This window comes from Rhodococcus sp. Eu-32 (genome assembly GCF_003336925.1).
In the GTDB taxonomy this organism is placed as follows: domain Bacteria; phylum Actinomycetota; class Actinomycetes; order Mycobacteriales; family Mycobacteriaceae; genus Rhodococcoides; species Rhodococcoides kyotonensis_B.
Genome location: NZ_QGNK01000011.1, coordinates 139,682 through 160,926 on the forward strand (window position 1 = coordinate 139,682; position 21,245 = coordinate 160,926).

Below are 21,245 nucleotides of genomic sequence, written 5' to 3' on the forward strand. Positions count from 1 at the left end.
CACGGACCCTCGAGGTGGTGGCGTGCACCCTGAGGTGGTGGTTTTTCCACCCTGGGTGGGGCTCCGCTCCACTGGCGTGGATGTCGGTACGGCAGAATGGCCCCGATGCCTGAAACCAGCCGTATCCAGCCCCGCCTCGTTGCCAGCGACGTCGACGGCACGCTCCTCGACCCGCACGAGAACGTCACCCCGCGTACCCGCAGGGCCGTGCTGGCCATGGCCGCCGAAGGAACGCCGTTCGTGCTGTCCACCGGCCGTCCGCCGCGCTGGATCGGGCCCGTCGTCGAGCAACTCGGATACGCCCCCATGTGCGTGTGCGCCAACGGCGCCGTCGTCTACGACAGTGGCACCGACCGCATCCTCGACGCGCAGACACTGTCCAGCGACACGCTGCGCTGGCTCGCCGACATCGCCTACCGCACCCTGCCGGGCTGTGGTCTCGCCGCGGAACGCGTCGGCGCCACCGCTCACGACGCCGCGACCCCGCAGTTCGTCAGCTCACCCGGCTACGAACACGCCTGGCTGAACCCGGACAACACCGAGGTCTCGCAGGACGAGGTTCTCGACGTCCCGGCCGTGAAACTGCTCATCCGACTGTCCAGCGCATCCAGCGGAGAGATGGTCGACGCCTTGGAACCGCTCGTCGACGGTCGCGCCGACCTGACGTTCTCCACCGACAACGGACTGATCGAACTCTCTGCGCCCGGTGTCACCAAGGCGTCGGGACTCTCGGTCGTCGCCGAGCGGCTCGGCGTCGCGGTCGGCGAGATCGCCGCGTTCGGCGACATGCCCAACGACGTGCCGATGCTGAAAATGGTGGGCCTCGGCGTCGCCATGGGCAACGCGCATCCCGCGGCTCTGGCCGTCGCGAACGAGGTCACGGCCACCAACGCCGACGACGGCGTCGCGCGGGTCCTCGAGCGTTGGTGGTGACGGTCCGGCCCTCCCCGGTGGCATCGATGGTCCCCGGCAGCCGATAGACGGCTACCTCGGCGCATCGATGCCGCGCCAGCCCCCGGTCCCCAAAGCCCACGGCCCCTGAAGCCCACGGCCCCGAGAACGCCGAATGCCCCCGCACGCCGTTGTGCGGGGGCATTTCTCTGGGCGGAACTGCTACGGGGCCGGAGCTGGGGGAGCGGGCTCGACCGGGGCAGCGACAGGATTCTGCATCTCCTGCTCGTACGTGTCGTTGTACGTCTTGATGACGGTCGTGACGATGCCGGTGAGCTCGTTGAAGATCAGCGACCCGTTCTCGAAGTCGGTGCGCAGACCTTCCGGAACCCGGTACTCGTCCGTCATCGGCAGACCGAGTTCACCGTTCTCGCCGCCGAGGGCCATGAACTGCTCGAAGATCTTGCCGATCACCGATACAGCTTGTCCGGCAAGCGAAGTGAAGATAGACCCGTTGGTGAACGCCGCGGCTTCACCGCCGCCCTTGACCTGGACCAGACCGCTGACGGGGGCGCCGAGCGATCCTGTCTCACCGCCGGAGTCGAGCCACTTCTTCGCGATCGGGTTCGAGCTCGCGAGGCGAACCAGTTCGTCGACGAGAGCCGGAATGTTCTGTCCGACAGTGCTGCTCGCATCCGTTCCCGGTGACGACGGCGTTGCCTGTTCCGGCTCGTCCGCCGACGGAGCAGGAGCGGTGTCGACGCTTCCACCTCCCAGATTGGCGGCCGCGATGTCGCGAATCTCGTCCATCTTCGAGTAGGCGGCGTCGCCGGGGCACGTCGTGTTTCCGACGTCGCGGTGCGCGAAGATGACCGGCAGGTCGACGCTCTGGCCCTGGCCGATGAACGTGTAGTTCGTGCCTTCGGACGTCATCGTGGTCTCACCCTCGGGGTCGAGACCTGCCTTGCCCAAACGCCATCCGAGGAACTTGCCGACCGAGTCGAGGGTTTCCTGCGACGGCGACTGCGACGTGTAGTCACCCATCATCGCGATGCCCATGGTGTTTTCGTTGAAGCCACCGGCGTGCGCGCCCTGGACCGGCTTGTCGAGTCCGCCTGCGCGACCCTCGAAGATCTGGCCGTACTTGTCGACGAGCACGTTGTAGCCGACGTCGCACCAGCCGAGCGTCTGTGCGTGGTAGGCGTAGATCGCGCGGACGATCTCGGCCGACTCGGACTTGGAGTAGTCGTTGCTGCCTGCGGTGTGGTGAACCGTTGCGCCACCGAGGAAGTCGTCGTACGTCGGGTTGGCGCAGCGGATCGATTCGTCGGCACCCCACTGTGCACGCGAGATGACCTTCGGCCCTGCATCACCGGCGACGGGCGTCGCGAGGTCGGCGAGCGCGGAGTCCGCAGGCGAGCTTCCCGGCTGGATGAGCACGGCACTGATGTCGGCCAATGCGTCCGCGACGGGAGTTTCCTGCTGGCGCAGCGGCTTCGAGACCGACGCGGGTGTGTACCCGAGATCGGGTGCTGCCGCTTCGGGAGCGGGTGCCTGCGTTTCGGGAGCGGGTGCCTGCGCCTCGGGAGCAGGTGTTGCCTCGGGTACCGGTGCGAGTTCCGGTGCGGGAACGGCAGATCCGGGCCGCGGCGTCAGGAGCATCTGCACGGCCTTCGTCGCGCCGACGAAGATCGGTTCGGTGCCCTTCTTGTCGGGCACTGGTGCGGCGTCGCTCGCGGCGGTGTCGATGGGTTCCGTCGCGATCCACGGGCCCCACGAACCGTCGTCGAGCTGGCGGCGGACCTGCGCGACGGCCCCGTCGAGAGCCGTCGACGTCAGCGCGACCATGCTGAAGGGGTCGTCCTGACGCAGTTCCTTGACGACGGCACCCAAGGGGGCGCCGGGGTCGTCGGCGGACGGGGAAATCGGTGCCGATGCGTTGTTGCGCTCCAGGCCGGGAATGGGGGCCTGCGCCGACGGGCTCGTCGGCGCCGGAACGGTCAGGCCGGGGATCTCCGGGATCGCAGGAAGCGTGATGTTGTCCGGAAGAGGTAGGTACTTCAGGTCGGAGAGGCGCAGGTCCGGCAACGGCAGACCCGTGAGTTCTGCGAGGGGGAGGACGATGTCCGGCGCGGAATCGAGCGCTGTCTCGACGATCTTGGTCGGCACGGTGACAGGGGTGGTCTCGTTGGCCGATCGAACATCGGTGGACGCAGCGTCGCCGGAGATGCTGTAGACCGTCACGGGGCCCGCGACGGCCAGCAAGGCGACTGCGCCGAGAACGATCGACGGCTTCGTTCGACGGTGCAAGGCGTTTCTCCCTGGTTGTTGGGTGCGACGGGCGACCGGTACTGCCATGGCCTCCGCCGCGAAGCATCCGGCGACGGTGCGACGCGTTCTGCTTCCGTTCAGATCCAATGTCCGCAAGCTTCGATGCTGTTGTTACGTGTGTGACTGTTGATGCTTGAATTAAGTCACACGAGTAACAGCAACCTCATCAGACACAAGGCTAAACCTTAGCTTGAGAGTTAGCCAGTGCGGGGATCCGAGGGGCCGCGGCGCGTCGGGCTTCGTGCCTGGGGTCGGGCGTGGAGTCCGCAGGAGCGCCCCGATTTAGGCTGCTGCTCGTGACTGTTCACTTCATCGGCGCCGGCCCGGGCGCCGCAGATCTGCTGACGCTGCGCGCGGCGCAGTTTCTCCGAACCAGCCCGGTCTGCGTCTATGCAGGCACCTACATCGACGACGCCGTCCTCGCGCATTGCCCCGACGATGTTCGGAAGGTCGATACGGCGAGGATGGATCTCGACGCGATCACCGCCGAGCTCGTCGCCGCGCACGAACGCGGTGAGGACGTCGCCAGGTTGTGCTCGGGTGACCCGTCTCTCTATTCGGCGCTCGCGGAGCAGTCCGCGCGCCTGGACCGGGCAGGTGTGCCGTGGGACGTCACGCCCGGGGTGCCGGCGTACGCAGCCGCAGCGGCGACGTTGCGCGTCGAACTGACGGTTCCCGAGGTCACGCAGTCCGTCGTCCTGACGCGGACCCAGGCACGCTCCACCGCGATGCCCGACGCCGAGGCGCTCACGAACTTCGCGGCGACCGGCGCGACGCTGGTGCTGCACCTCGCGATCACGCGCGCCCGGGTTCTGGCCGACGAGCTGGTCGAGTTCTACGGGTCCGACTGCCCCGCTGCCGTCGTGTTCCACGCCAGCAAGCCGGATCAGCTCGTCCTGACGGGAACGCTCGCCGACATCGCGGATCAGGTCGAGGCCGCGGGGCTTCGGCAGGCGGCAGTGATCCTGGTCGGGCCTGCGGTGGGCCGCACTTCGGGCGTCGAATCGCACCTGTACGACGCATGCCGGGAACGACCAGGAGTGGAGCCCGCGGAACGACCGGAACGGCCAGGGGGCGACGCGTGAGGGCGCATCTCGTCGGAATCGGCGGAGGCCATCCCGACCAGATCACCGTCCAGGCCGTCGCCAAGCTCCGTGAGGTCGACGTCTTTCTCGTCGCCGACAAGGGCTCCTCGGTGGGCGACCTCGCCCAGGCGCGCGCCGAGATCCTGCGTCGCCACGTTCCCGGTGAGCCGACGGTCATCCAGGTGCCCGATCCGGAGCGCGACCGCAAGCCCGGCGACTACGGCACCGCGGTGCTCGACTGGCACGACGCCCGTGCCCGCGCGTACGAGGAGGTTCTGGCGCAGCTGGATCCGTCGTCGACGATCGGTTTTCTGGTGTGGGGCGACCCGGCGCTCTACGACAGCACCATTCGAGTCGTCGAGAGGCTGGGCATCGATTTCGATGTCACCCCTGGCATCAGCAGTGTGTCGATGCTCGCAGCGGCGCACCGGTTGGTGCTCAATCGCATCGGCGGGCCGATCGTGATCACGACCGGACGGGCCCTGCTCGACGACGTGAAGGCCGGGGCGGACAACGTCGTCGTCATGCTCGACGGCCACCTGACCTGCCGCAGCCTGGTCGGCGACGGCCGGTGGAGTATTCATTGGGGAGCCAACCTGGGAACGGACGATGAACAGTTGGTGGCCGGGCCGCTCGACGACTGCATCGGCGAGATCGAGCAGGTGCGGGCGCAGCTCAAGGCCGAGCACGGCTGGGTGATGGATACATACCTGCTTCGTCGGTGACTGGGCAATCCGCCGGCAAACCAACCATGGACGGCACATCCGCCGGCGTCGGATACCCTGGTTGCCCGTGACTGCTGTAACTCCTTCGTCTTCTGCCCGAGATGCCTCCGTGACCGGCCGATACGACCTCATCGTCGTCGGATCCGGATTCTTCGGCCTGACCGTGGCGGAGCGTTCGGCGTCGCAGCTGGGCAAGCGCGTCCTCGTTCTCGACCGTCGTCACCACATCGGCGGCAACGCGTACTCGGAGGCCGAGCCGGAGACCGGCATCGAGATCCACAAGTACGGCGCGCACCTGTTCCACACCTCGAACAAGCGGGTCTGGGACTACGTCAACCAGTTCACCGAGTTCACGAGCTACCAGCACCGCGTCTTCGCGATGCACAACGGGCAGTCGTACCAGTTCCCGATGGGCCTCGGTCTGATCTCGCAGTTCTTCGGCAAGTACTACTCGCCTGCAGAGGCGCGCGCCCTCATCGAGGAGCAGTCCAGCGAGTTCGACGCCAAGGACGCGCAGAACCTCGAAGAGAAGGCCATCTCGCTGATCGGCCGCCCGCTGTACGAGGCGTTCATCCGCGACTACACGGCCAAGCAGTGGCAGACCGATCCGAAGAATCTGCCCGCGGGCAACATCACGCGTCTGCCGGTCCGCTACAACTTCGACAACCGCTACTTCAACGACACCTACGAGGGCCTTCCCGTCGACGGCTACACGGCGTGGCTCGAGAAGATGGCCGACAACGAGCTCGTCGAGGTTCGGCTGAACACCGACTGGTTCGACGTCAAGGCGGAGCTGACGGCCGAAAGCCCCGACGCTCCGATCGTCTACACCGGCCCCCTCGACGCGTACTTCGACTACGCCGAAGGCGAACTCGGTTGGCGCACACTCGATTTCGAAACCGAGGTACTGCCGACGGGCGACTTCCAGGGCACGCCCGTCATGAACTACAACGACGGCGACGTCTCGTACACCCGTATCCACGAGTTCCGCCACTTCCACCCCGAGCGCGAGTACCCGTCGGACAAGACGGTGATCATGCGCGAGTTCTCGCGGTTCGCGGAAAGCGGCGACGAGCCGTACTACCCGATCAACACCCCCGACGACCGCGCGAAGCTCGAGGCGTACCGCGACCTGGCCAAGAAGGAAACGGCCGACGCGGGCGTGCTGTTCGGTGGTCGCCTCGGCACGTACCAGTACCTGGACATGCACATGGCCATCGCCAGCGCGCTCAACATGTACGACAACACGCTCGTCCCGCACTTCGAGTCGGGCGCTGCGCTGACGGGGGACAAATGACGGCCAAACACCTGCTCGACGACGGCGTCCAGGACGTCACCGAGGTTCTCGGCAAGTCGCTTCTGCAGAGGATTCTGCTGCCGCGATCCGGTGAGCCGCTCGACGTGCGCACGCTCTACCTCGAGGAAGCGACGACCAATGCGCGACGGGCACATTCGCTCTCGCGTACGTCGTTGACCGTCGGTGCCGAGTCCGAGGTCTCGTTCTGCACCTACTTCAACGCGTTCCCGGCGAGCTACTGGCGGCGCTACAGCATCCTGACGTCCGTCGTGCTGCGCGTCGAGGTCTCCGGGCACTGCCGCATCGACGTCTATCGGTCCAAGGCCGACAGCTCGCGCATCCACGTCGAGGGCCGCGAGGTCGTCGAATCCGATGCGACACAAGAGTTCCTGATCGATCTCGGCCCGTTCGAGGACGGCGGTTGGATCTGGTTCGACATCACCTCCGACAGCGAGGTCGTGCTCGAGAGCGCAGGCTGGTACGCGCCGATCGAGGCGCCGGGCGAGGCAAGCGTCGCCGTCGGAATCCCGACGTTCAACCGCCCGACCGACGCCGTCAAGGCGCTGGAGGCGCTGGGATCGGACCCGCTGGTTCTCGAGGTGGTCGACGCCGTCATCATGCCGGACCAGGGAACCCGAAAAGCCAAGGACGAACCTGGTTTCGACGCGGCCGCCGCAGCTCTCGGTGGCAGGCTGGCCGTCCACGACCAGGCCAACCTCGGCGGCTCCGGCGGATACAGCCGCATCATGTACGAGGCGCTGAACAACACGTCGGCGCAGCACATCCTGTTCATGGACGACGACATCGAGATCGAGCCGGACTCGATCCTGCGTGCCCTCGCGATGTCCCGCTTCGCGAAAGTGCCGACTCTCGTCGGCGGACAGATGCTGAATCTGCAGGCGCGCAGTCACCTTCACGTCATGGGTGAGGTCGTCAACCGGACCAACTTCATGTGGACCGGTGCCCAGAACGTCGAGTACGACCACGACTTCAGCGAAAACCCCTTGCGCTCCAGCAAGTTGATGCACCGGCGTATCGACGTCGACTACAACGGTTGGTGGATGTGCATGATCCCGCGCGTCGTCGCGGAGGAACTCGGCCAGCCGCTCCCGCTGTTCATCAAGTGGGACGACGCCGAATACGGTTTGCGCGCACGGGAAGCCGGCTACCCGACGGTCACTCTGCCCGGTGCTGCGATCTGGCACATGGCGTGGAGCGACAAGGACGACGCCATCGACTGGCAGGCGTACTTCCACCTGCGTAACCGTCTCGTCGTCGCGGCGCTGCACATGCCGGGCAACGGCCGAGGACTCGTCCTCGACACCGTCAAGGCGACGATCAAGCATCTGCTGTGCCTCGAGTACTCGACCGTCGCAATCCAGAACAAGGCGATCCGCGACTTCCTCGAAGGACCCGAACACATCCTCGACATCCTGCCGACGTCGCTCGGCGATGTGCACGCGCTGCGCAAGAACTACCCGGACGCCGTCGTCGTCGGCTCCTCGACGGAACTGCCGCTGGCGTCCGGCGAAGAGGTGGGAGCCGTCGGACTGCCCACCAACCCGCTCGCGAAGATCGGCCGGCTCGCGAAGGGCCTGATCCACAACGTCAAGCCCGCGCACACGCGTCACCACGAGCGCCCGCAGCTCAACGTGCCGACGCTCGACGCGCGCTGGTTCCTGCTGTCCCAGGTCGACGGCGTCACCGTCACCACTGCCGACGGCCGTGGCGTCGTGTACCGGCAGCGTGACCGCGAGAAGGCGGCGGCTCTGTTCAAGGAAGCCATGGCGCTGCGGACGGAACTGTCTCGCCGCTTCCCCGATCTCAAGGGTCGCTATCGCGACGCCGTCCCTCACCTCACCAGTAAGGAAACCTGGGAACGTGTCTTTCGTTACGAGGCGTAAGAACCAGAGCGAGGCAGCCGCCGAAGTTCGCATCCTGTCGAAGATCCAGAAGACCGTCGCAGCCCAGCCGGGCGCGATCTCCGTCGCGCGCGGCATGTCCCACTTCGGCGAGCACGCGCTCGGCTGGGTGGCCGTCGCAGGCGTCGGCGCGGCTCTGGACTCGACGCGTCGCAGGCAGTGGGCAGGCGTCGCCGTCGGTGCCGTCGGCTCGCATGCGGCGTCGATCGTGATCAAACGCGTCGTCCGTCGCCCTCGACCGAACGACCCGAGCGTCCAGATCAACGTCTCGACGCCCAGCAAGCTGAGCTTCCCGTCGTCGCATGCCACCTCGACGACGGCAGCCGCGATTCTGCTCGGACGGCTCACCGGTCTACCCTTGCCTGCGGTCCTGGTGCCTCCGATGCTGCTGTCGCGGCTCGTCCTCGGTGTGCACTACCCCACAGATGTACTTGCCGGAACTGCGCTCGGCGCTCTGTCCGCAGCCGCCGTGCGCAAGTTCGAAGGAGATTCATGAGCGAGGAAGCTACTGCCGTCGGGGCGCCCCCGAAGAACCTGGTCGACGGGATCATCAAGGCCCTGCGTCCACGTCAGTGGGTCAAGAACGTCCTGGTCCTGGCTGCCCCGCTCGCCGCGGGATCGGTGACGCAGGCCGACGTCCTGCTGCCCGTGGGGCTGGCGTTCGTCGTCTTCTGCTTCGCGGCATCGGGTGTCTACCTGGTCAACGACGCGATGGACGTCGAGGCCGACCGTGCGCACCCCACCAAGCGTTTCCGGCCCATCGCCGCAGGTGTACTGCCCGTCCCGCTGGCGTACGGCATGGCCATCGCCTGCATCGTGCTGGCGATCGGACTGTCGTTCCTCGCGAACTGGAAGCTCGCGCTGGTCATCGCCGTCTACATCGCGATCCAGCTCGCCTACTGCTTCGGGCTCAAGCACCAGGCCGTACTCGACATCTGCATCGTCTCGTCGGGCTTCCTGCTTCGCGCCATCGCGGGCGGCGTCGCCGCGTCGATTCCGCTGTCGCAGTGGTTCCTGTTGATCATGGCGTTCGGCTCGTTGTTCATGGCCGCGGGCAAGCGCTACGCCGAGCTCCAGCTGGCAGAACGCACCGGCGCGAAGATTCGTAAGTCGCTCGAGAACTACACGACCACCTACCTTCGGTTCGTCTGGACGTTGTCCGCGACGGCAGTCGTGATTTGCTATGGACTGTGGGCCTTCGAACAAGACGCCGAAACCTCGACCAACTGGTTCGCGATCTCGATGATTCCGTTCACCATCGCGATCCTGCGGTACGCGGTGGACGTCGACGGGGGTCAGGCCGGTGAACCGGAGGAGATCGCGCTGGGCGACAGGGTGTTGCAGGTGCTCGCCCTTGCGTGGATCGGAGTAGTGGGTGTCGCTGTCTACCTCGCGTGAGGCACTGACCGACCCCGCACCCGACGCGCCCTCGGTCAGCTCGCGTACCCCCCTCACCACAGCGATCTTCGGTATCGGCGTCGCCGTCTCCAGCCTGCTGTTCCTGTTCGGCGCCTGGGAACGACGGTGGATCGCCGACGACGGTCTGATCGTCCTTCGCACCGTCCGCAACCTCCTGGCGGGCAACGGCCCGGTCTTCAACGCGGGCGAACGCGTCGAGACCAACACCAGCACCATCTGGACGTACCTCGTGTACGCGGGCAGCTGGCTGAGCGAGGCGCGCATCGAGTACGTCGTGCTGACGATCGCGCTCGTGCTGTCGACCGCCGCCATCGCGATCGCAATGATCGGCACCTATGCACTTCGTGCCCGCACGGGCGCGAAGCGCATCTTTCTTCCCGCCGGCGTACTCGTCTACATCGCCGTCCCGCCTGCACGTGACTTCGCGACGTCGGGACTCGAGACCTGCCTGGTCATCTTCTGGATCGCGACGCTGTGGCTGCTCATGGTCCGGTGGGCGACGCGAGACATCGGCAAGGTGGCGCGGGAGCGTAGCCTGCGGAGTGACCAGGCGAAGCTGCTGTTCCTGTCGTTCTGGGCGGGCCTCGGCCCGCTCGTTCGCCCTGAGCTGGTCATCCTGTCCGGGCTCGCGCTCGCCATGATCTTCCTGGCCCCGCAGACCTGGCCGAGTCGGTTCCTCGTGTTCGTGTTCGCCGGCGCCGTCCCCGTGGCCTACCAGATCTGGCGCATGGGCTACTACGGCCTGCCGTACCCCAACACCGCGGTGGCGAAGGACGCGGGCGGCGCCAAATGGGCACAGGGCTTGGACTACCTGTGGAATCTTCTCGGCCCGTACATGCTGTGGTTGCCACTGCTGTTGCTCCTCGTCGGCGCCGTCGTCACGACGGGCACGCCGCGGAAGGTGCAACTCCCGAAGACGGTGGGAGGCGCGCAACGTGCGCTGCGGTCGCCGACGGCGGTTCTCGTGTTCGTACTGCTCGCAGGTGTGCTGCAGCTCGTGTACGCGGTACGCGTCGGCGGCGACTTCATGCACGGACGCACGCTGCTCCCGGCACTGTTCACCCTTCTGCTGCCGATCTCGGTGTTGCCGCTGACGATCCCCGCCACGAAGTCCGATACCCGCGGTGTCGTTCTCCTCTGTGCGGGTGCCTTCGTCTGGGTGGTCACGGTGATCTGGGCGTTCTTCGCGGCGAACACGACGGGAATGCCCGAGGGGTCGATCGTCGGTCGATCCGGCATCGTCGACGAGCGCGCCTTCTACGCGCTCAACACCGGTCACGCTCACCCGATCCTGGCGTCGGACTACTTGGACTACCCGCGTATGCGTGCGATGGTCGAAGCCATCGACAACACGCCGGACGGCGGCTTGCTGCTTCCGTCGTCGCAATTCACGTACTGGGACGTCGTGTCGCCACCGTTGCCGATCCCGCCCGGCGGCGCAGGGCACACCGTGTACTTCCTCAATCTGGGCATGACGAGCATGAACGTCGGACTCGACGTTCGCGTCATCGATCAGATGGGCCTCGCGTACCCGTTGGCGTCCCACACCGAGCGGCTGGACAACGGACGCATCGGCCACGACAAGAACCTCTTCCCGGACTGGGTCGTCGCCGATCTCGGCATGGTCGGCGAGCATCCGTATCTGCCCTGGTACATGGACGAGGACTGGAACACCGAGGCGCGGGTCGCGCTGTCCTGCCCCGATACGCAGGAATTGATCGCGTCGTACCGGGCCCCGTTGACGAAAGACCTGTTCATCAGGAACATCAAGCGGTCGCTGTTCTATGCGGGTTACCGTTTCGACCGAGTGCCGAAATACGAAATACAGAGATGTGGTTTGGAAGAGCCGGTTCTCCAAGCCGACAATTAGTTGCGCCGATATCGGTTCGACGCCAAGATGGGATATCTCATTTTCGTAACGGAGGTCGAGTTTCGGCCGATGTATGTCGAAGATGTGTGTGACTGATGGGCCGTCGGGACCGAAATCACCACGCTGAACGGGCGAGTCGTAGCACTACGGCCCACCAAAACCGCTGAGAGGTCGATTGCATGCTGTTTGGAACGAAGAAGAGTGCCGGGGGGCGCACACGCCGTTTGCTGACGTCACTGGTGATGGCTGTGGCACTACCCCTCGGGCTGGCAGTGGTGGGAACGGGTGCGACCGCCAACGCGGCGTTCGATCCGCGTGCGTTCGACTTCTGGACGGACTCGAGCATGGGCCCGATCAAGAGCCGTGTCTGGCGGGCCGCGGACGGTAACACCGACCGCGTCGTCTACCTGCTCGACGGCCTCCGCGCCACGAACGACATCTCCGGCTGGGAGCACGAGACGGATGCAGGCGCGACGCTCGCTGCCTGGAACATCAATGTCGTCGAGCCCGTCGGTGGTCAGTCCAGCTTCTACTCCGACTGGTACGCGCCGTCGAACTTCAACGGTCAGCAGACGACCTACAAGTGGGAAACGTTCCTGACGCAGAACCTGCGCGACAATCTCGCCAATCAGCTCGGCTTCAACCGGAACCGCAACGGCGTCGTCGGCATCTCGATGGGTGGATCCGCGGCGCTGACGCTGGCGGCCTACCACCCCGATCAGTTCTCCTACGCGGGCTCGCTGTCCGGCTACCTGAACATCTCGGCACCCGGCATGCGCGAAGCGATGCGTCTGGCTCTGCTCGATTCGGGCCGATACAACATCGACGCGATGTGGGGCCCGCCGTGGAACCCGGCGTGGTTGCGCAACGACCCGTTCGTCTTCGCCCCGCGACTGCGCGACAACGGCACCCGAGTGTGGGTCTTCGCCGGTAGCGGTCTCCCAGGTGGTCTCGATCAGCCGCGCAGCTTCATCGATTACTACAACACCGGCAACGCGATGGGACTCGAAGCGATCGCACTGGCCAACAGCCGGGCATTCCAGGTCCGGATGGCCAGCATCGGCGCCAACAACGTGACGTACGCGTTCCCGGCCGTCGGTACCCACCAGTGGGGCTACTGGCAGGAGCAGGTGCACATCATGGCACCGGACCTGAGCGCCAACATCGGCTGAAACACCTGACGGCGGTCCCCGCACGACAACTTGCTGTGATATTTCACTACTTTCACGGGGTGTCGCGCGGGGGGCCGACAGGATAGTGTCACGACTTGATATCGGCCCCGAAGCAAACCTGAGATCAAGATCACGGTTTTGCATCGGGGCCGCCGGGTGCAATAGCCTCCCTTTCGGTCACGGCCGCCGACCCTCGCGGGCGCGGACGGGTCCGTACCTGTTTCACACTTGATTGTCGAAAAACTGAACAGCCCGTACTACGGCCCGACAGGGCCGAAGAACAGCCCTGTTGGAATTGCCGGGGGCCGCAGCAGACGCGGAATCCGCAGAAGACGAGAGAGAGCACGATTCATGCGATTTGCCGGCCTCAGCAACAAACCGAGGTTGACCCAGCGATGGCGTCAGCGACTCATGGGACTCGGTGCAGCCGCACTCGTACTTCCGATCGCTCTCGGAGCCGTCGGCGGTGCCACAGCGGTAGCGGCTCCCAGCCCCATCACCCACAAGGCTCCGGCCGGCGGCCGTGAGGACCTCTGGGTTCCGTCCGAGATGGGCCCCATCAAGGTCCAGGTCCAGTGGGCAGCCCGCGGCGGCAGCTCGGCTCTGTACCTGCTCGACGGCCTCCGTGCTCGCGACGACCGCAACGCATGGACTTTCGAGACCAACGCCCAGGACCAGTTCGCGAACGACGACGTCACGCTCGTCATGCCCGTCGGCGGCCAGGCCAGCTTCTACAGCGACTGGTACGCCGCGTCGAACCTGAACGGCCAGGAAGTCACCTACAAGTGGGAGACCTTCCTGACGCAGGACCTGCCCGCGTTCCTCGAGGGCTACGGAGTCTCGCGTACCAACAACGCCGTTCTCGGCATCTCGATGGGTGGATCGGCCGCTCTGACGCTGGCTGCGTACCACCGCGAGCAGTTCAAGTTCGCCGGTTCGTTCTCGGGCTACCTGAACATCTCGGCTCCCGGTATGCGCGAAGCGATCCGCGTCGCCATGCTGTCGCAGTCCTGGTTCAACGTCGACTCCATGTGGGGACCTCCGTGGAGCCCGGCATGGCTGCGTAACGACCCGTTCGTCTTCGCTCCGCAGCTCGAGGGCCTGTCGATGTACATCTCGGCAGCCAGCGGCCTGCCCGGCGAGTTCGATCACCCGCGCGCACCGATCGACTTCTACAACACGGCCAATGGCATGGCTCTCGAAGCGCTCGCGCTCGCCAACAGCCGCGCATTCCAGGTCCGCCTGGCAACGCTCGGAATCCCGGCGACGTTCGACTTCCCGTCCAACGGAATCCACTCGTGGCCGTACTGGTCCGCAGAGCTCTGGAAGGCTCGCGGCCAGATCCTCGAGGCCCTGAACGCCTGATTCGGGTCGTTCGTCTCATGATCGTCGAAAGCCGTCCTGCGCCCTGCGTAGGACGGCTTTCGCGTGTGTACGGACCGGTCGGCATTCCGAAGATAAATTCACAATTGCATCACCAGCCACAGCGAGCCTCGGTCGTTTCGTCGTCGTTCGCGTGTAAGAAAGACAGCTAAAGAGGTCGGTGACCTACCCCTCGTCGGCATCCGACACGGGTCGACGCGACCTCGCAGCAGCACTTGCAGAAGGAGAGTCACCATCATGCGCACTGGGCTTGCTCGGACCGATCGGCGCCGCACAGCCGGAATTCAGGCTCGTCGGGCTGCGATCGCCGCGGCAGTGGCCGTCGCATTGGCGTCGCCGTTCGGCGCCGTGGGGATCGCGCAGGCGTCGCCCATTGCAGTGGCGTCGTCGCCCGACCGTACGCAGACGGCGTCCGGGGCGACGGTCACCGCCGTCGATTGGCTGTCGGACCGCCGCGTCGCGCTGTGGATCCAGTCGCCGTCGATGGGCACTCCGATCCAGGTGCAGCTGCTGCTCGCGCGTGACTGGAATCTGAACCCGCAGGCGTCCTTCCCGTCGGTGTGGATGCTCGACGGTCTGCGCGCCACCGACATGGAGAACGGCTGGACCGCCGAGACCGACGCCGAGTCGTACTTCGCGGACAAGAACGTCAACGTCGTCCTTCCTGTCGGCGGACAGTCCAGCTTCTACTCGGACTGGGTCGACCAGGACAACGGCAAGAACTACCAGTGGGAGACGTTCCTGACGAAGGAACTGCCCCCGATTCTCGAGCGGGACTGGCGCACCAACCAGACACGCGGCGTCGTCGGCCTGTCGATGGGCGGCACCGCGGCCATGTTCCTCGCCGCGCGCAACGAGGGATTCTTCCAGTTCGCCGGATCGTTGTCCGGAATGCTCACCACGACGACCCTCGGCATGCCGCAGGCAATTCAGTACGCGATGGCCGACGCGGGTGGCTTCGACTCGAAGGCGATGTGGGGCGCGCCGACCAACGATCTGTGGGCGCAGCACGATCCGTACCTGCTCGCCGAGAAGCTGAAGGGCGTCAGCCTGTACATCTCGAGCGGCAACGGTGCCGCCGGGCCGTACGACGCACCGTCGGGAATCCCCGGCGTCAGCTCCAACTACGCCGGCATGGGCCTCGAGATTCTGTCGCGGCTGACGTCGCAGACGTTCGCGACCAAGCTCAACAAGCTCGGCATTCCCGCGCAGGTCAACTACCGGCCGTCCGGCACGCACTCGTGGGAGTACTGGCAGTTCGAGCTGCACCAGCTGTGGCCGCAGCTCGCGGGCGCCCTCGGGGTCGAAGCGGACAAGCCCGCGTGCAGCCCGACGGGTGCCATCGGCAACGCGTCGGGAGCCAACGCTTGGCTCGGCGACTGCCTGACGCCGGAATACAACGTCGCGGGTGGACGCGCTCAGGACTTCCGTTTCGGACGGGTGTTCTTCTCGCAGGACTCCGGTGCGCAGGTCGTGGCAGGCGCGATCGGCGGAAACTACCAGGCATCCGGCGGACCTGCGGGCCCGCTCGGCTTCCCGAAGACCGGTGAGTTCGGCACGCCGGACGGCCGCGGACGCGCGGGCGCGTTCCAGAACGGGATGATCTACTTCACGCCGCAGACCGGTGCGCACGCCGTCCGCGGAGCGATTCTCGACGAGTGGGCGCGTCAGGGCTACGAGACCGGACCGCTCGGCTACCCCGTCCTCGACGAGGTCGCGACGCCGTCGAAGCCGGGCGCGGTCCAGGGCTTCGAGATCGGAGCGATGTACCACAGCCCCGACCTCGGTACGCATTCCGTGCAGGGCATGATCCTCGACAAGTACGGTCAATTGGGTTGGGAGAACAGCGCTCTCGGCTTCCCGAAGACCAGTGAGATGGGTCCGCTCAAGGACGGCGGTCGGTTCAACGAGTTCGAGAACGGCAACATCTACTGGAGTCCTGTGACGGGTGCATGGGCCATCCGCAACGGCGAGATCTTCGACGCGTGGAAGAGCGTCGGCTACGAGAACGGACGCCTCGGCTACATCACGAGCGATCAGTTCGAGATGGACGGCGGCGGAATCCAGCAGAACTTCCAGTTCGGCATCATCACGGTCAAGGACGGCAAGGTCACGATCGCCCCGTAACTCCCGCAGTTACCGACGAGTAGTCCCTCAGAGTTCTCTCAGCGGTTCTCTGTACCGTGACGCGTTGAAACGACGACGACCAAGGACGTAGACACGATGATGCACACGACTCTGGCCCGAACACTGTCCATGGGCCTACTGGCCGTCGCCGCCGGTGGACTGTTGGTGGCGTGCGGCAGCGACGATTCCACTGCCACCGGAACTCCGTCGACCACGACCTCCGCCGCCGCCGAGTCGACGTCCACATCGGCGGAGGCGACCACGTCGGCGTCGGACACGACCAGTGCGACTGCGCCGACGACGACTCCGGGCGAGGCGGCGACGGCTCCCCCCGAGCAGCCGCAGCCCGTGCCCGACGACTTCCCCGGCACGACCGAGAGTCCGATCGACGCACGCGGGCAGGCGTTCCTCGACGAGTTGAAGAAGGACGGCATCACGCCGGCAGGAAACGGTGAGATCGCGATCTCGACCGCCAACTACATCTGCTCTGCGCAGTCGCAGGGTGTCGCAGCGGACGAGATCTCGACGTTCGTGACCGCGAACGTCGGCGTCGAGGCCAGTGCGTCGGGCACGGAGATCAGCGCCGAGCAGGCAGGCCAGCAGGCCCAGACCTACATCACGGCCGCGCAGAACACCTACTGCAAGTCCTGACGAGACACGTCGTGGCGAATCGAACGAAACGCAGGAGACGACTGCTACCGAAGCTTCTCGCGGTAGCAGTCGTACTCGGGCTTGTCATCGTGGCGCTCTGGTACCTGTTGGCCGGAAGGCTCCCGAAGGAGATTCCGTCGCCGATTCCGGGGCCGGGTCCCGAAGAGCCGTCGTCGCAACCCGCCGATTGCGCCGACGTCGCGGTCATCGCCATTCCGGGCACGTGGGAATCCGCGGCGAACGACGACCCGTACAACCCGACCGCGAACCCCGCGTCTCTGATGCTGAACGTGACGCGAGCGCTGCAGCAGCAGTTCGACCCGAGCCGGGCGACGGTCTACACCGTTCCGTACGTCGCGCAGTTCTCGAATCCGATCGCCTTCCCGCCGGACGGGCAGCAGTCGTACAACAACAGCCGCACCGAGGGTTCGGCAGTGGCGCGCGACGAGATGACTCGCTACAGCGAGCACTGCCCCCTGACGAACTTCGTTCTCACGGGCTTCTCGCAGGGCGCGGTCATCGCCGGTGACATCGCGTCGGACATCGGCGCGGGCAACGGACCGATCGCCGCGGACCGCGTTCTCGGCGTGACACTCATCGCCGACGGCAGGCGCGACGGCACGTCCGGAAACGACATCGGACCGGCCGTCGACGGCGTCGGAGCGGAGGTGGCTCTCGGCGGATTGGACCTGCCGGGAATCACGATGACAGGACCGCGTCCCGGCGGTTTCGGAACGCTCGACGACAAGGTCAATCAGATCTGTGCGGCAGGCGATCTGATCTGCGCCGCACCGTCGGAAGGCTTGTCGCTGCGGAACATTCCGCAAAGCATCGGCATTTTGCTGGGGGCCGCGGGCAACCCGGTGCACGCGTCGTACAACAGTTTCGTCGTCGACGACGCGGGTACCACTTCGACGCAGTGGACGGCGTCGTGGGCAGCTGGTCTGATCGAGTCGGCACCGGAGATTGCGCACTCCTGACTACGGCCGTGTAGTTCTCACAACGACCGCTTGGGACGGTCGATGATCGGGCACAAAGCTGGTCGTGGGTGACCCCGCCAGGTGTATTCGCACGTGGCGAACCTATAGAGTGACGCCTTGGACCAGCCGAGATCGGCATCGATCGACCACGCCGAAACCCGCACCGAGGAGACCAATAGATGTGTTCCGCCCAGGCCCCAGGTTTGTCTCCCGGGGGCTCAGCTCAGCCCGCAGAAGGGCAGACCGCGGCACTGCGCAAGTTCCGCTTCGCCGCAGGCGGAGAGGGCAATGCCGAAGAGGGCGGGGCGCGTAAGTTCATCAAGCTGGCGCAGCAGGCCGAAGAGCTGGGCTACGACAGCTTCATGATCCCCGATCACCTCGGGAATCAGGTCGGGCCGATTGCCGCCCTCGGAGCACTCGCGGTCGCGACGGACAAGATCCGCCTCGGCACCGCCGTCCTTGCCAACGGGTTCCGTCATCCGGCGATCCTCGCGAAGGACGCGGCGACGATCGACGTCCTCTCCGGTGGCCGTCTCGAACTGGGTCTCGGCGCCGGCTGGATGCGGGACGAGTACGACAAGGCCGGAATCGAGTACGACCGGCCCGGTGTCCGTATCGAGAAGCTAGAGGAGAGCCTCGAGATCCTGGACACGCTGCTGCGCGGCAAGGAGTGCAACTTCGAGGGCAAGCACTTCACGATCACCGGTCTCAAGGGAAGCCCTCGCCCGCGTCAGGGTCCACGCCCGCCGATCTGCGTCGGAGGCGGCGGACCGCGCATGCTGGCACTCGCGGCGAAGTACGCCGACATCATCTCCGTCGTGCCGAGTACGACGAAGGAGGGCAAGCTCCAGCTGTCGGGAATGACCCTCGACAAGACGTTGGAGCGCGTCGAACTGATCCGCAAGGCAGCGGGCGATCGTTTCGACTCGATCGAGCTCAACTGGGCCATCACCACCATCGTCGTCACCGACGACCGCGAGCAGATGGCAGAGATGGCGTTGGCCGCGCTCGACAACGGGTACCCGCCGAACGTCGACGTCGACGTGAAGCTCAGCGTCGAGGACATTCTGACGTCCCCGTACCTGGCATTCGGCACGTACGAGGAAATAGCCGACCAGATCCGTAACGTTCGCAAGATGACGACGATGTCCTATGTCGGGGTTTTCCCCACACAGATGGAAGCCTTCGCACCTGTCGTGGATCTGCTGAAAGGCGAATGACCGCGGACGCGGTGCGACGAAAAGATTTGGTCATCGAGATAGTTAGCAGCTACTACTATTCACGCTGTTCGAACCAGGCGTGAGCCGGAGCATAGTCGGGCGCGGGCCGTTGCCGTTCGGGGCACAGCCGGCAGCGGATTCCCGTCGGAGGAGATTGAACACAATGAGCCACAAATTCGATGAGTACATCGATGAGAACGGCCACATCAACATCGGCGAGGGCAAGACGCTGGTCCGCCACGTCGAGGTGAACGTCGCGGAGAACGCCGACACGCTGGCATACCGCTTCATGGACTACTCCCGCGAACGCGACGGGGAAGCTCACGAGCTCACCTGGTCTCAGTTCGGTACCCGACTCCGCGCAGTCGCCGCGCGTCTGCAGCAGGTGACCCAGCCGGGAGACCGTGTCGCCATCCTCGCGCCGCAGGGCCTCGACTACGTCGTCGCGTTCTTCGGTGCCATCTACGCGGGCACCATCGCCGTCCCGCTGTTCGATCCCGACGAGCCCGGCCACACCGACCGGCTGCACGCGGTCCTCGGTGACTGCGAGCCGACGGCCATCCTCACCGCCACGAATTCCGCCGCCGGTGTACGTAACTTCTTCCGCTCTCTTCCCGCCGCTCAGCGTCCCCGTGTCATCGCCGTCGACGCCATCCCGGACAGCGTCGGCGAAACCTGGGTCGAGCCGCCCGCCAAGCTGGACGACATCGCCTACCTGCAGTACACGTCGGGTTCGACGCGTGTGCCCGCCGGTGTCGAGATCACGCACCGCGCCGTCGGCGTCAACGCGCTGCAGATGGTCGACAGCATGGAGCTCAACGAGGACTCGCGCGGCGTGACGTGGCTGCCGATGTTCCACGACATGGGTCTGCTGACCGTCATCCTCCCGGCGCTGGGCGGCAAGTACATCACCATCATGTCCCCGCGCGCGTTCGTCCAGCGTCCCTGGCGCTGGATCAAGGAACTCGCTGCCGTCTCCGACGGTGCAGGTACCTTCGCCGCCGCCCCGAACTTCGCGTTCGAGCACGCCGCGACCCGCGGCCTGCCGAAAGCAGGCGAGACCCTCGACCTGTCGAACGTCATCGGCCTCATCAACGGCAGCGAGCCGGTCACGACGACGTCGATGAGAAAGTTCAACGAGGCGTTCGGCCCCTACGGGCTTCCGAAGACCGCCATCAAGCCGTCGTACGGCATGGCCGAGGCGACGCTGTTCGTCTCCACCCCGAGGCACACCGACGAGGCCAAGGTCGTCTACGTCGATCGGAACAAGCTCAACGCGGGCGTGTTCGTCGTCGTCGATCAGGACGCCGAGGGAGCGATTCCGCAGGTCTCCACCGGACACGTCGCGCGGAGCCAGTGGGCCGCCATCGTCGATCCCGAGACCGCCACCGAGCTGCCCGACGAGCGCGTCGGCGAGATCTGGTTGCACGGCGAGAACATCGGTCAGGGCTACTGGGGTCGTGAGCAGGAGACCAGCGAGACGTTCCACAACAAGCTGCTGACGCTGAGCGGAACCGCGTCGCACGCCGAGGAAGCGCCCGAGGGTGCCAACTGGATGCGCACCGGCGACTTCGGTGTCTACTACGAGAACGAGCTGTACATCACCGGTCGCGTCAAGGACCTCGTGATCGTCGACGGTCGCAACCACTACCCGCAGGACATCGAGTTCTCGGCGCAAGAAGCGAGCAAGGCCCTGCGCCCCGGCTTCGTCGCAGCGTTCGCGGTCCCGGCCAACCAGCTGCCCGACGTCGTCTTCGAATTCGCAGGCGCCGCACTGACGAAGGATCCGGGCGACTCGTCCGAGCAGCTCGTCATCGTGGCCGAGCGTGCTCCCGGCGCAGGCAAGGCGGATCCGCAGCCGATCGCCGACGAGGTGCGCGCTGCGATCTCGGCTCGTCACGGCGTCACCGCTCGCGACATCCTGCTCGTTCCCGCCGGGTCCATCCCGCGTACGTCCAGCGGCAAGATCGCCCGCCGTGCCTGCAAGGCGGCGTACATCGAGGGCACGCTGCGCGGTGGATACCAGCAGACCGCGTTCCCGGACGCGGAACTGCAGGACTGACCTCGGCGCGCAGACGTCCCGTTCCTCAATCGACAGGTAACTTGGTGAGTTGATGGCAGACCACGAAAACGATGCTGAGAAGACGATGCCCACCGTGGCCGGCGACGGCG

The 21,245-nt window shown here is 65.9% G+C and carries 16 protein-coding genes; 15 read left to right on the forward strand and 1 reads right to left on the reverse strand.

What is annotated here, in order from left to right; all coding sequences use genetic code 11:
- Positions 1–96: 96 nt before the first annotated feature.
- Positions 97–933: an HAD family hydrolase gene (locus DK926_RS15250; RefSeq protein WP_114331119.1), complete on the forward strand. Its 837-nt coding sequence runs from the start codon at positions 97–99 to the stop codon at positions 931–933.
- A gap of 180 nt (positions 934–1,113) precedes the next feature.
- On the opposite strand, the gene DK926_RS15255 is transcribed toward DK926_RS15250, so the two are convergent.
- On the reverse strand, positions 1,114–3,201 hold the full coding sequence (locus tag DK926_RS15255) for an N-acetylmuramoyl-L-alanine amidase (RefSeq protein ID WP_114331164.1): 2,088 nt from the start codon (positions 3,199–3,201) through the stop codon (positions 1,114–1,116).
- A 317-nt stretch (positions 3,202–3,518) separates the two neighbouring features.
- Here DK926_RS15255 and cobM point away from each other — a divergent pair, with 317 nt between their 5' ends.
- The 14 genes from cobM (at position 3,519) to fadD32 (ending at position 21,135) form a co-directional block, all read left to right on the forward strand.
- On the forward strand, positions 3,519–4,307 hold the full coding sequence (gene cobM, locus DK926_RS15260) for a precorrin-4 C(11)-methyltransferase (RefSeq protein WP_114331120.1): 789 nt from the start codon (positions 3,519–3,521) through the stop codon (positions 4,305–4,307).
- Positions 4,304–5,032, forward strand: coding sequence for a precorrin-6A synthase (deacetylating) (gene cobF, locus DK926_RS15265; RefSeq protein WP_243636833.1), 729 nt, complete (start codon positions 4,304–4,306; stop codon positions 5,030–5,032). Before cobM ends, cobF begins: the two co-directional genes overlap by 4 nt.
- 67 nt (positions 5,033–5,099) lie before the next feature.
- Positions 5,100–6,329 carry a UDP-galactopyranose mutase gene (gene glf, locus DK926_RS15270; RefSeq protein ID WP_174551478.1) on the forward strand — a complete coding sequence of 410 codons (1,230 nt, stop codon included), beginning with the start codon at positions 5,100–5,102 and terminating at the stop codon, positions 6,327–6,329.
- Positions 6,326–8,233, forward strand: coding sequence for a glycosyltransferase (locus DK926_RS15275; protein ID WP_114331122.1), 1,908 nt, complete (start codon positions 6,326–6,328; stop codon positions 8,231–8,233). The genes glf and DK926_RS15275 overlap by 4 nt, the downstream gene beginning before the upstream one ends.
- A complete protein-coding gene (locus DK926_RS15280; RefSeq protein ID WP_114331123.1) occupies positions 8,211–8,747 on the forward strand; it encodes a phosphatase PAP2 family protein in 537 nt (178 codons plus the stop codon). The genes DK926_RS15275 and DK926_RS15280 overlap by 23 nt, the downstream gene beginning before the upstream one ends.
- Positions 8,744–9,649 (forward strand): decaprenyl-phosphate phosphoribosyltransferase, encoded by a 906-nt coding sequence (locus tag DK926_RS15285; RefSeq protein ID WP_068430006.1) that lies wholly within the window; start codon positions 8,744–8,746, stop codon positions 9,647–9,649. The genes DK926_RS15280 and DK926_RS15285 overlap by 4 nt, the downstream gene beginning before the upstream one ends.
- Positions 9,627–11,540, forward strand: a complete 1,914-nt coding sequence (gene zomB / locus DK926_RS15290) for a flagellar motor control protein ZomB (protein ID WP_279387088.1) — start codon at positions 9,627–9,629, stop codon at positions 11,538–11,540. The genes DK926_RS15285 and zomB overlap by 23 nt, the downstream gene beginning before the upstream one ends.
- Before the next feature lie 179 nt (positions 11,541–11,719).
- A complete protein-coding gene (locus tag DK926_RS15295; RefSeq protein ID WP_174551479.1) occupies positions 11,720–12,712 on the forward strand; it encodes an alpha/beta hydrolase family protein in 993 nt (330 codons plus the stop codon).
- Positions 12,713–13,063: 351 nt separating this feature from the next.
- The gene (locus DK926_RS15300; protein ID WP_068430007.1) at positions 13,064–14,077 is read left to right on the forward strand and encodes an alpha/beta hydrolase family protein; all 1,014 of its coding nucleotides are present in this window, start codon (positions 13,064–13,066) and stop codon (positions 14,075–14,077) included.
- 255 nt (positions 14,078–14,332) lie between these two features.
- Positions 14,333–16,222: an alpha/beta hydrolase-fold protein gene (locus DK926_RS15305; protein WP_165839580.1), complete on the forward strand. Its 1,890-nt coding sequence runs from the start codon at positions 14,333–14,335 to the stop codon at positions 16,220–16,222.
- A gap of 99 nt (positions 16,223–16,321) precedes the next feature.
- Entirely contained in the window at positions 16,322–16,873 is a 552-nt protein-coding gene (locus DK926_RS15310; protein ID WP_114331167.1) for a DUF732 domain-containing protein, read from the forward strand.
- An 11-nt stretch (positions 16,874–16,884) separates the two neighbouring features.
- Complete coding sequence (locus DK926_RS15315) at positions 16,885–17,853, forward strand: cutinase family protein (RefSeq protein WP_114331124.1); 969 nt, start codon at positions 16,885–16,887, stop codon at positions 17,851–17,853.
- Between the two features lie 179 nt (positions 17,854–18,032).
- A complete protein-coding gene (locus tag DK926_RS15320) occupies positions 18,033–19,073 on the forward strand; it encodes an LLM class F420-dependent oxidoreductase (protein ID WP_084423912.1) in 1,041 nt (346 codons plus the stop codon).
- A gap of 163 nt (positions 19,074–19,236) precedes the next feature.
- Complete coding sequence (fadD32, locus tag DK926_RS15325) at positions 19,237–21,135, forward strand: long-chain-fatty-acid--AMP ligase FadD32 (RefSeq protein ID WP_114331125.1); 1,899 nt, start codon at positions 19,237–19,239, stop codon at positions 21,133–21,135.
- The last annotated feature ends 110 nt before the right edge of the window (positions 21,136–21,245 follow it).

Coding starts and splice junctions, on each gene's coding strand:
- DK926_RS15250 (WP_114331119.1), top strand. CDS start 97: ATGGCCCCGATGCCTGAAACCAGCCGTATCCAGCCCCGCCTCGTTGCC.
- DK926_RS15275 (WP_114331122.1), top strand. CDS start 6,326: ATGACGGCCAAACACCTGCTCGACGACGGCGTCCAGGACGTCACCGAG.
- DK926_RS15285 (WP_068430006.1), top strand. CDS start 8,744: ATGAGCGAGGAAGCTACTGCCGTCGGGGCGCCCCCGAAGAACCTGGTC.
- DK926_RS15295 (WP_174551479.1), top strand. CDS start 11,720: ATGCTGTTTGGAACGAAGAAGAGTGCCGGGGGGCGCACACGCCGTTTG.
- DK926_RS15300 (WP_068430007.1), top strand. CDS start 13,064: ATGCGATTTGCCGGCCTCAGCAACAAACCGAGGTTGACCCAGCGATGG.
- DK926_RS15305 (WP_165839580.1), top strand. CDS start 14,333: ATGCGCACTGGGCTTGCTCGGACCGATCGGCGCCGCACAGCCGGAATT.
- DK926_RS15310 (WP_114331167.1), top strand. CDS start 16,322: ATGCACACGACTCTGGCCCGAACACTGTCCATGGGCCTACTGGCCGTC.
- DK926_RS15320 (WP_084423912.1), top strand. CDS start 18,033: ATGTGTTCCGCCCAGGCCCCAGGTTTGTCTCCCGGGGGCTCAGCTCAG.
- fadD32 (WP_114331125.1), top strand. CDS start 19,237: ATGAGCCACAAATTCGATGAGTACATCGATGAGAACGGCCACATCAAC.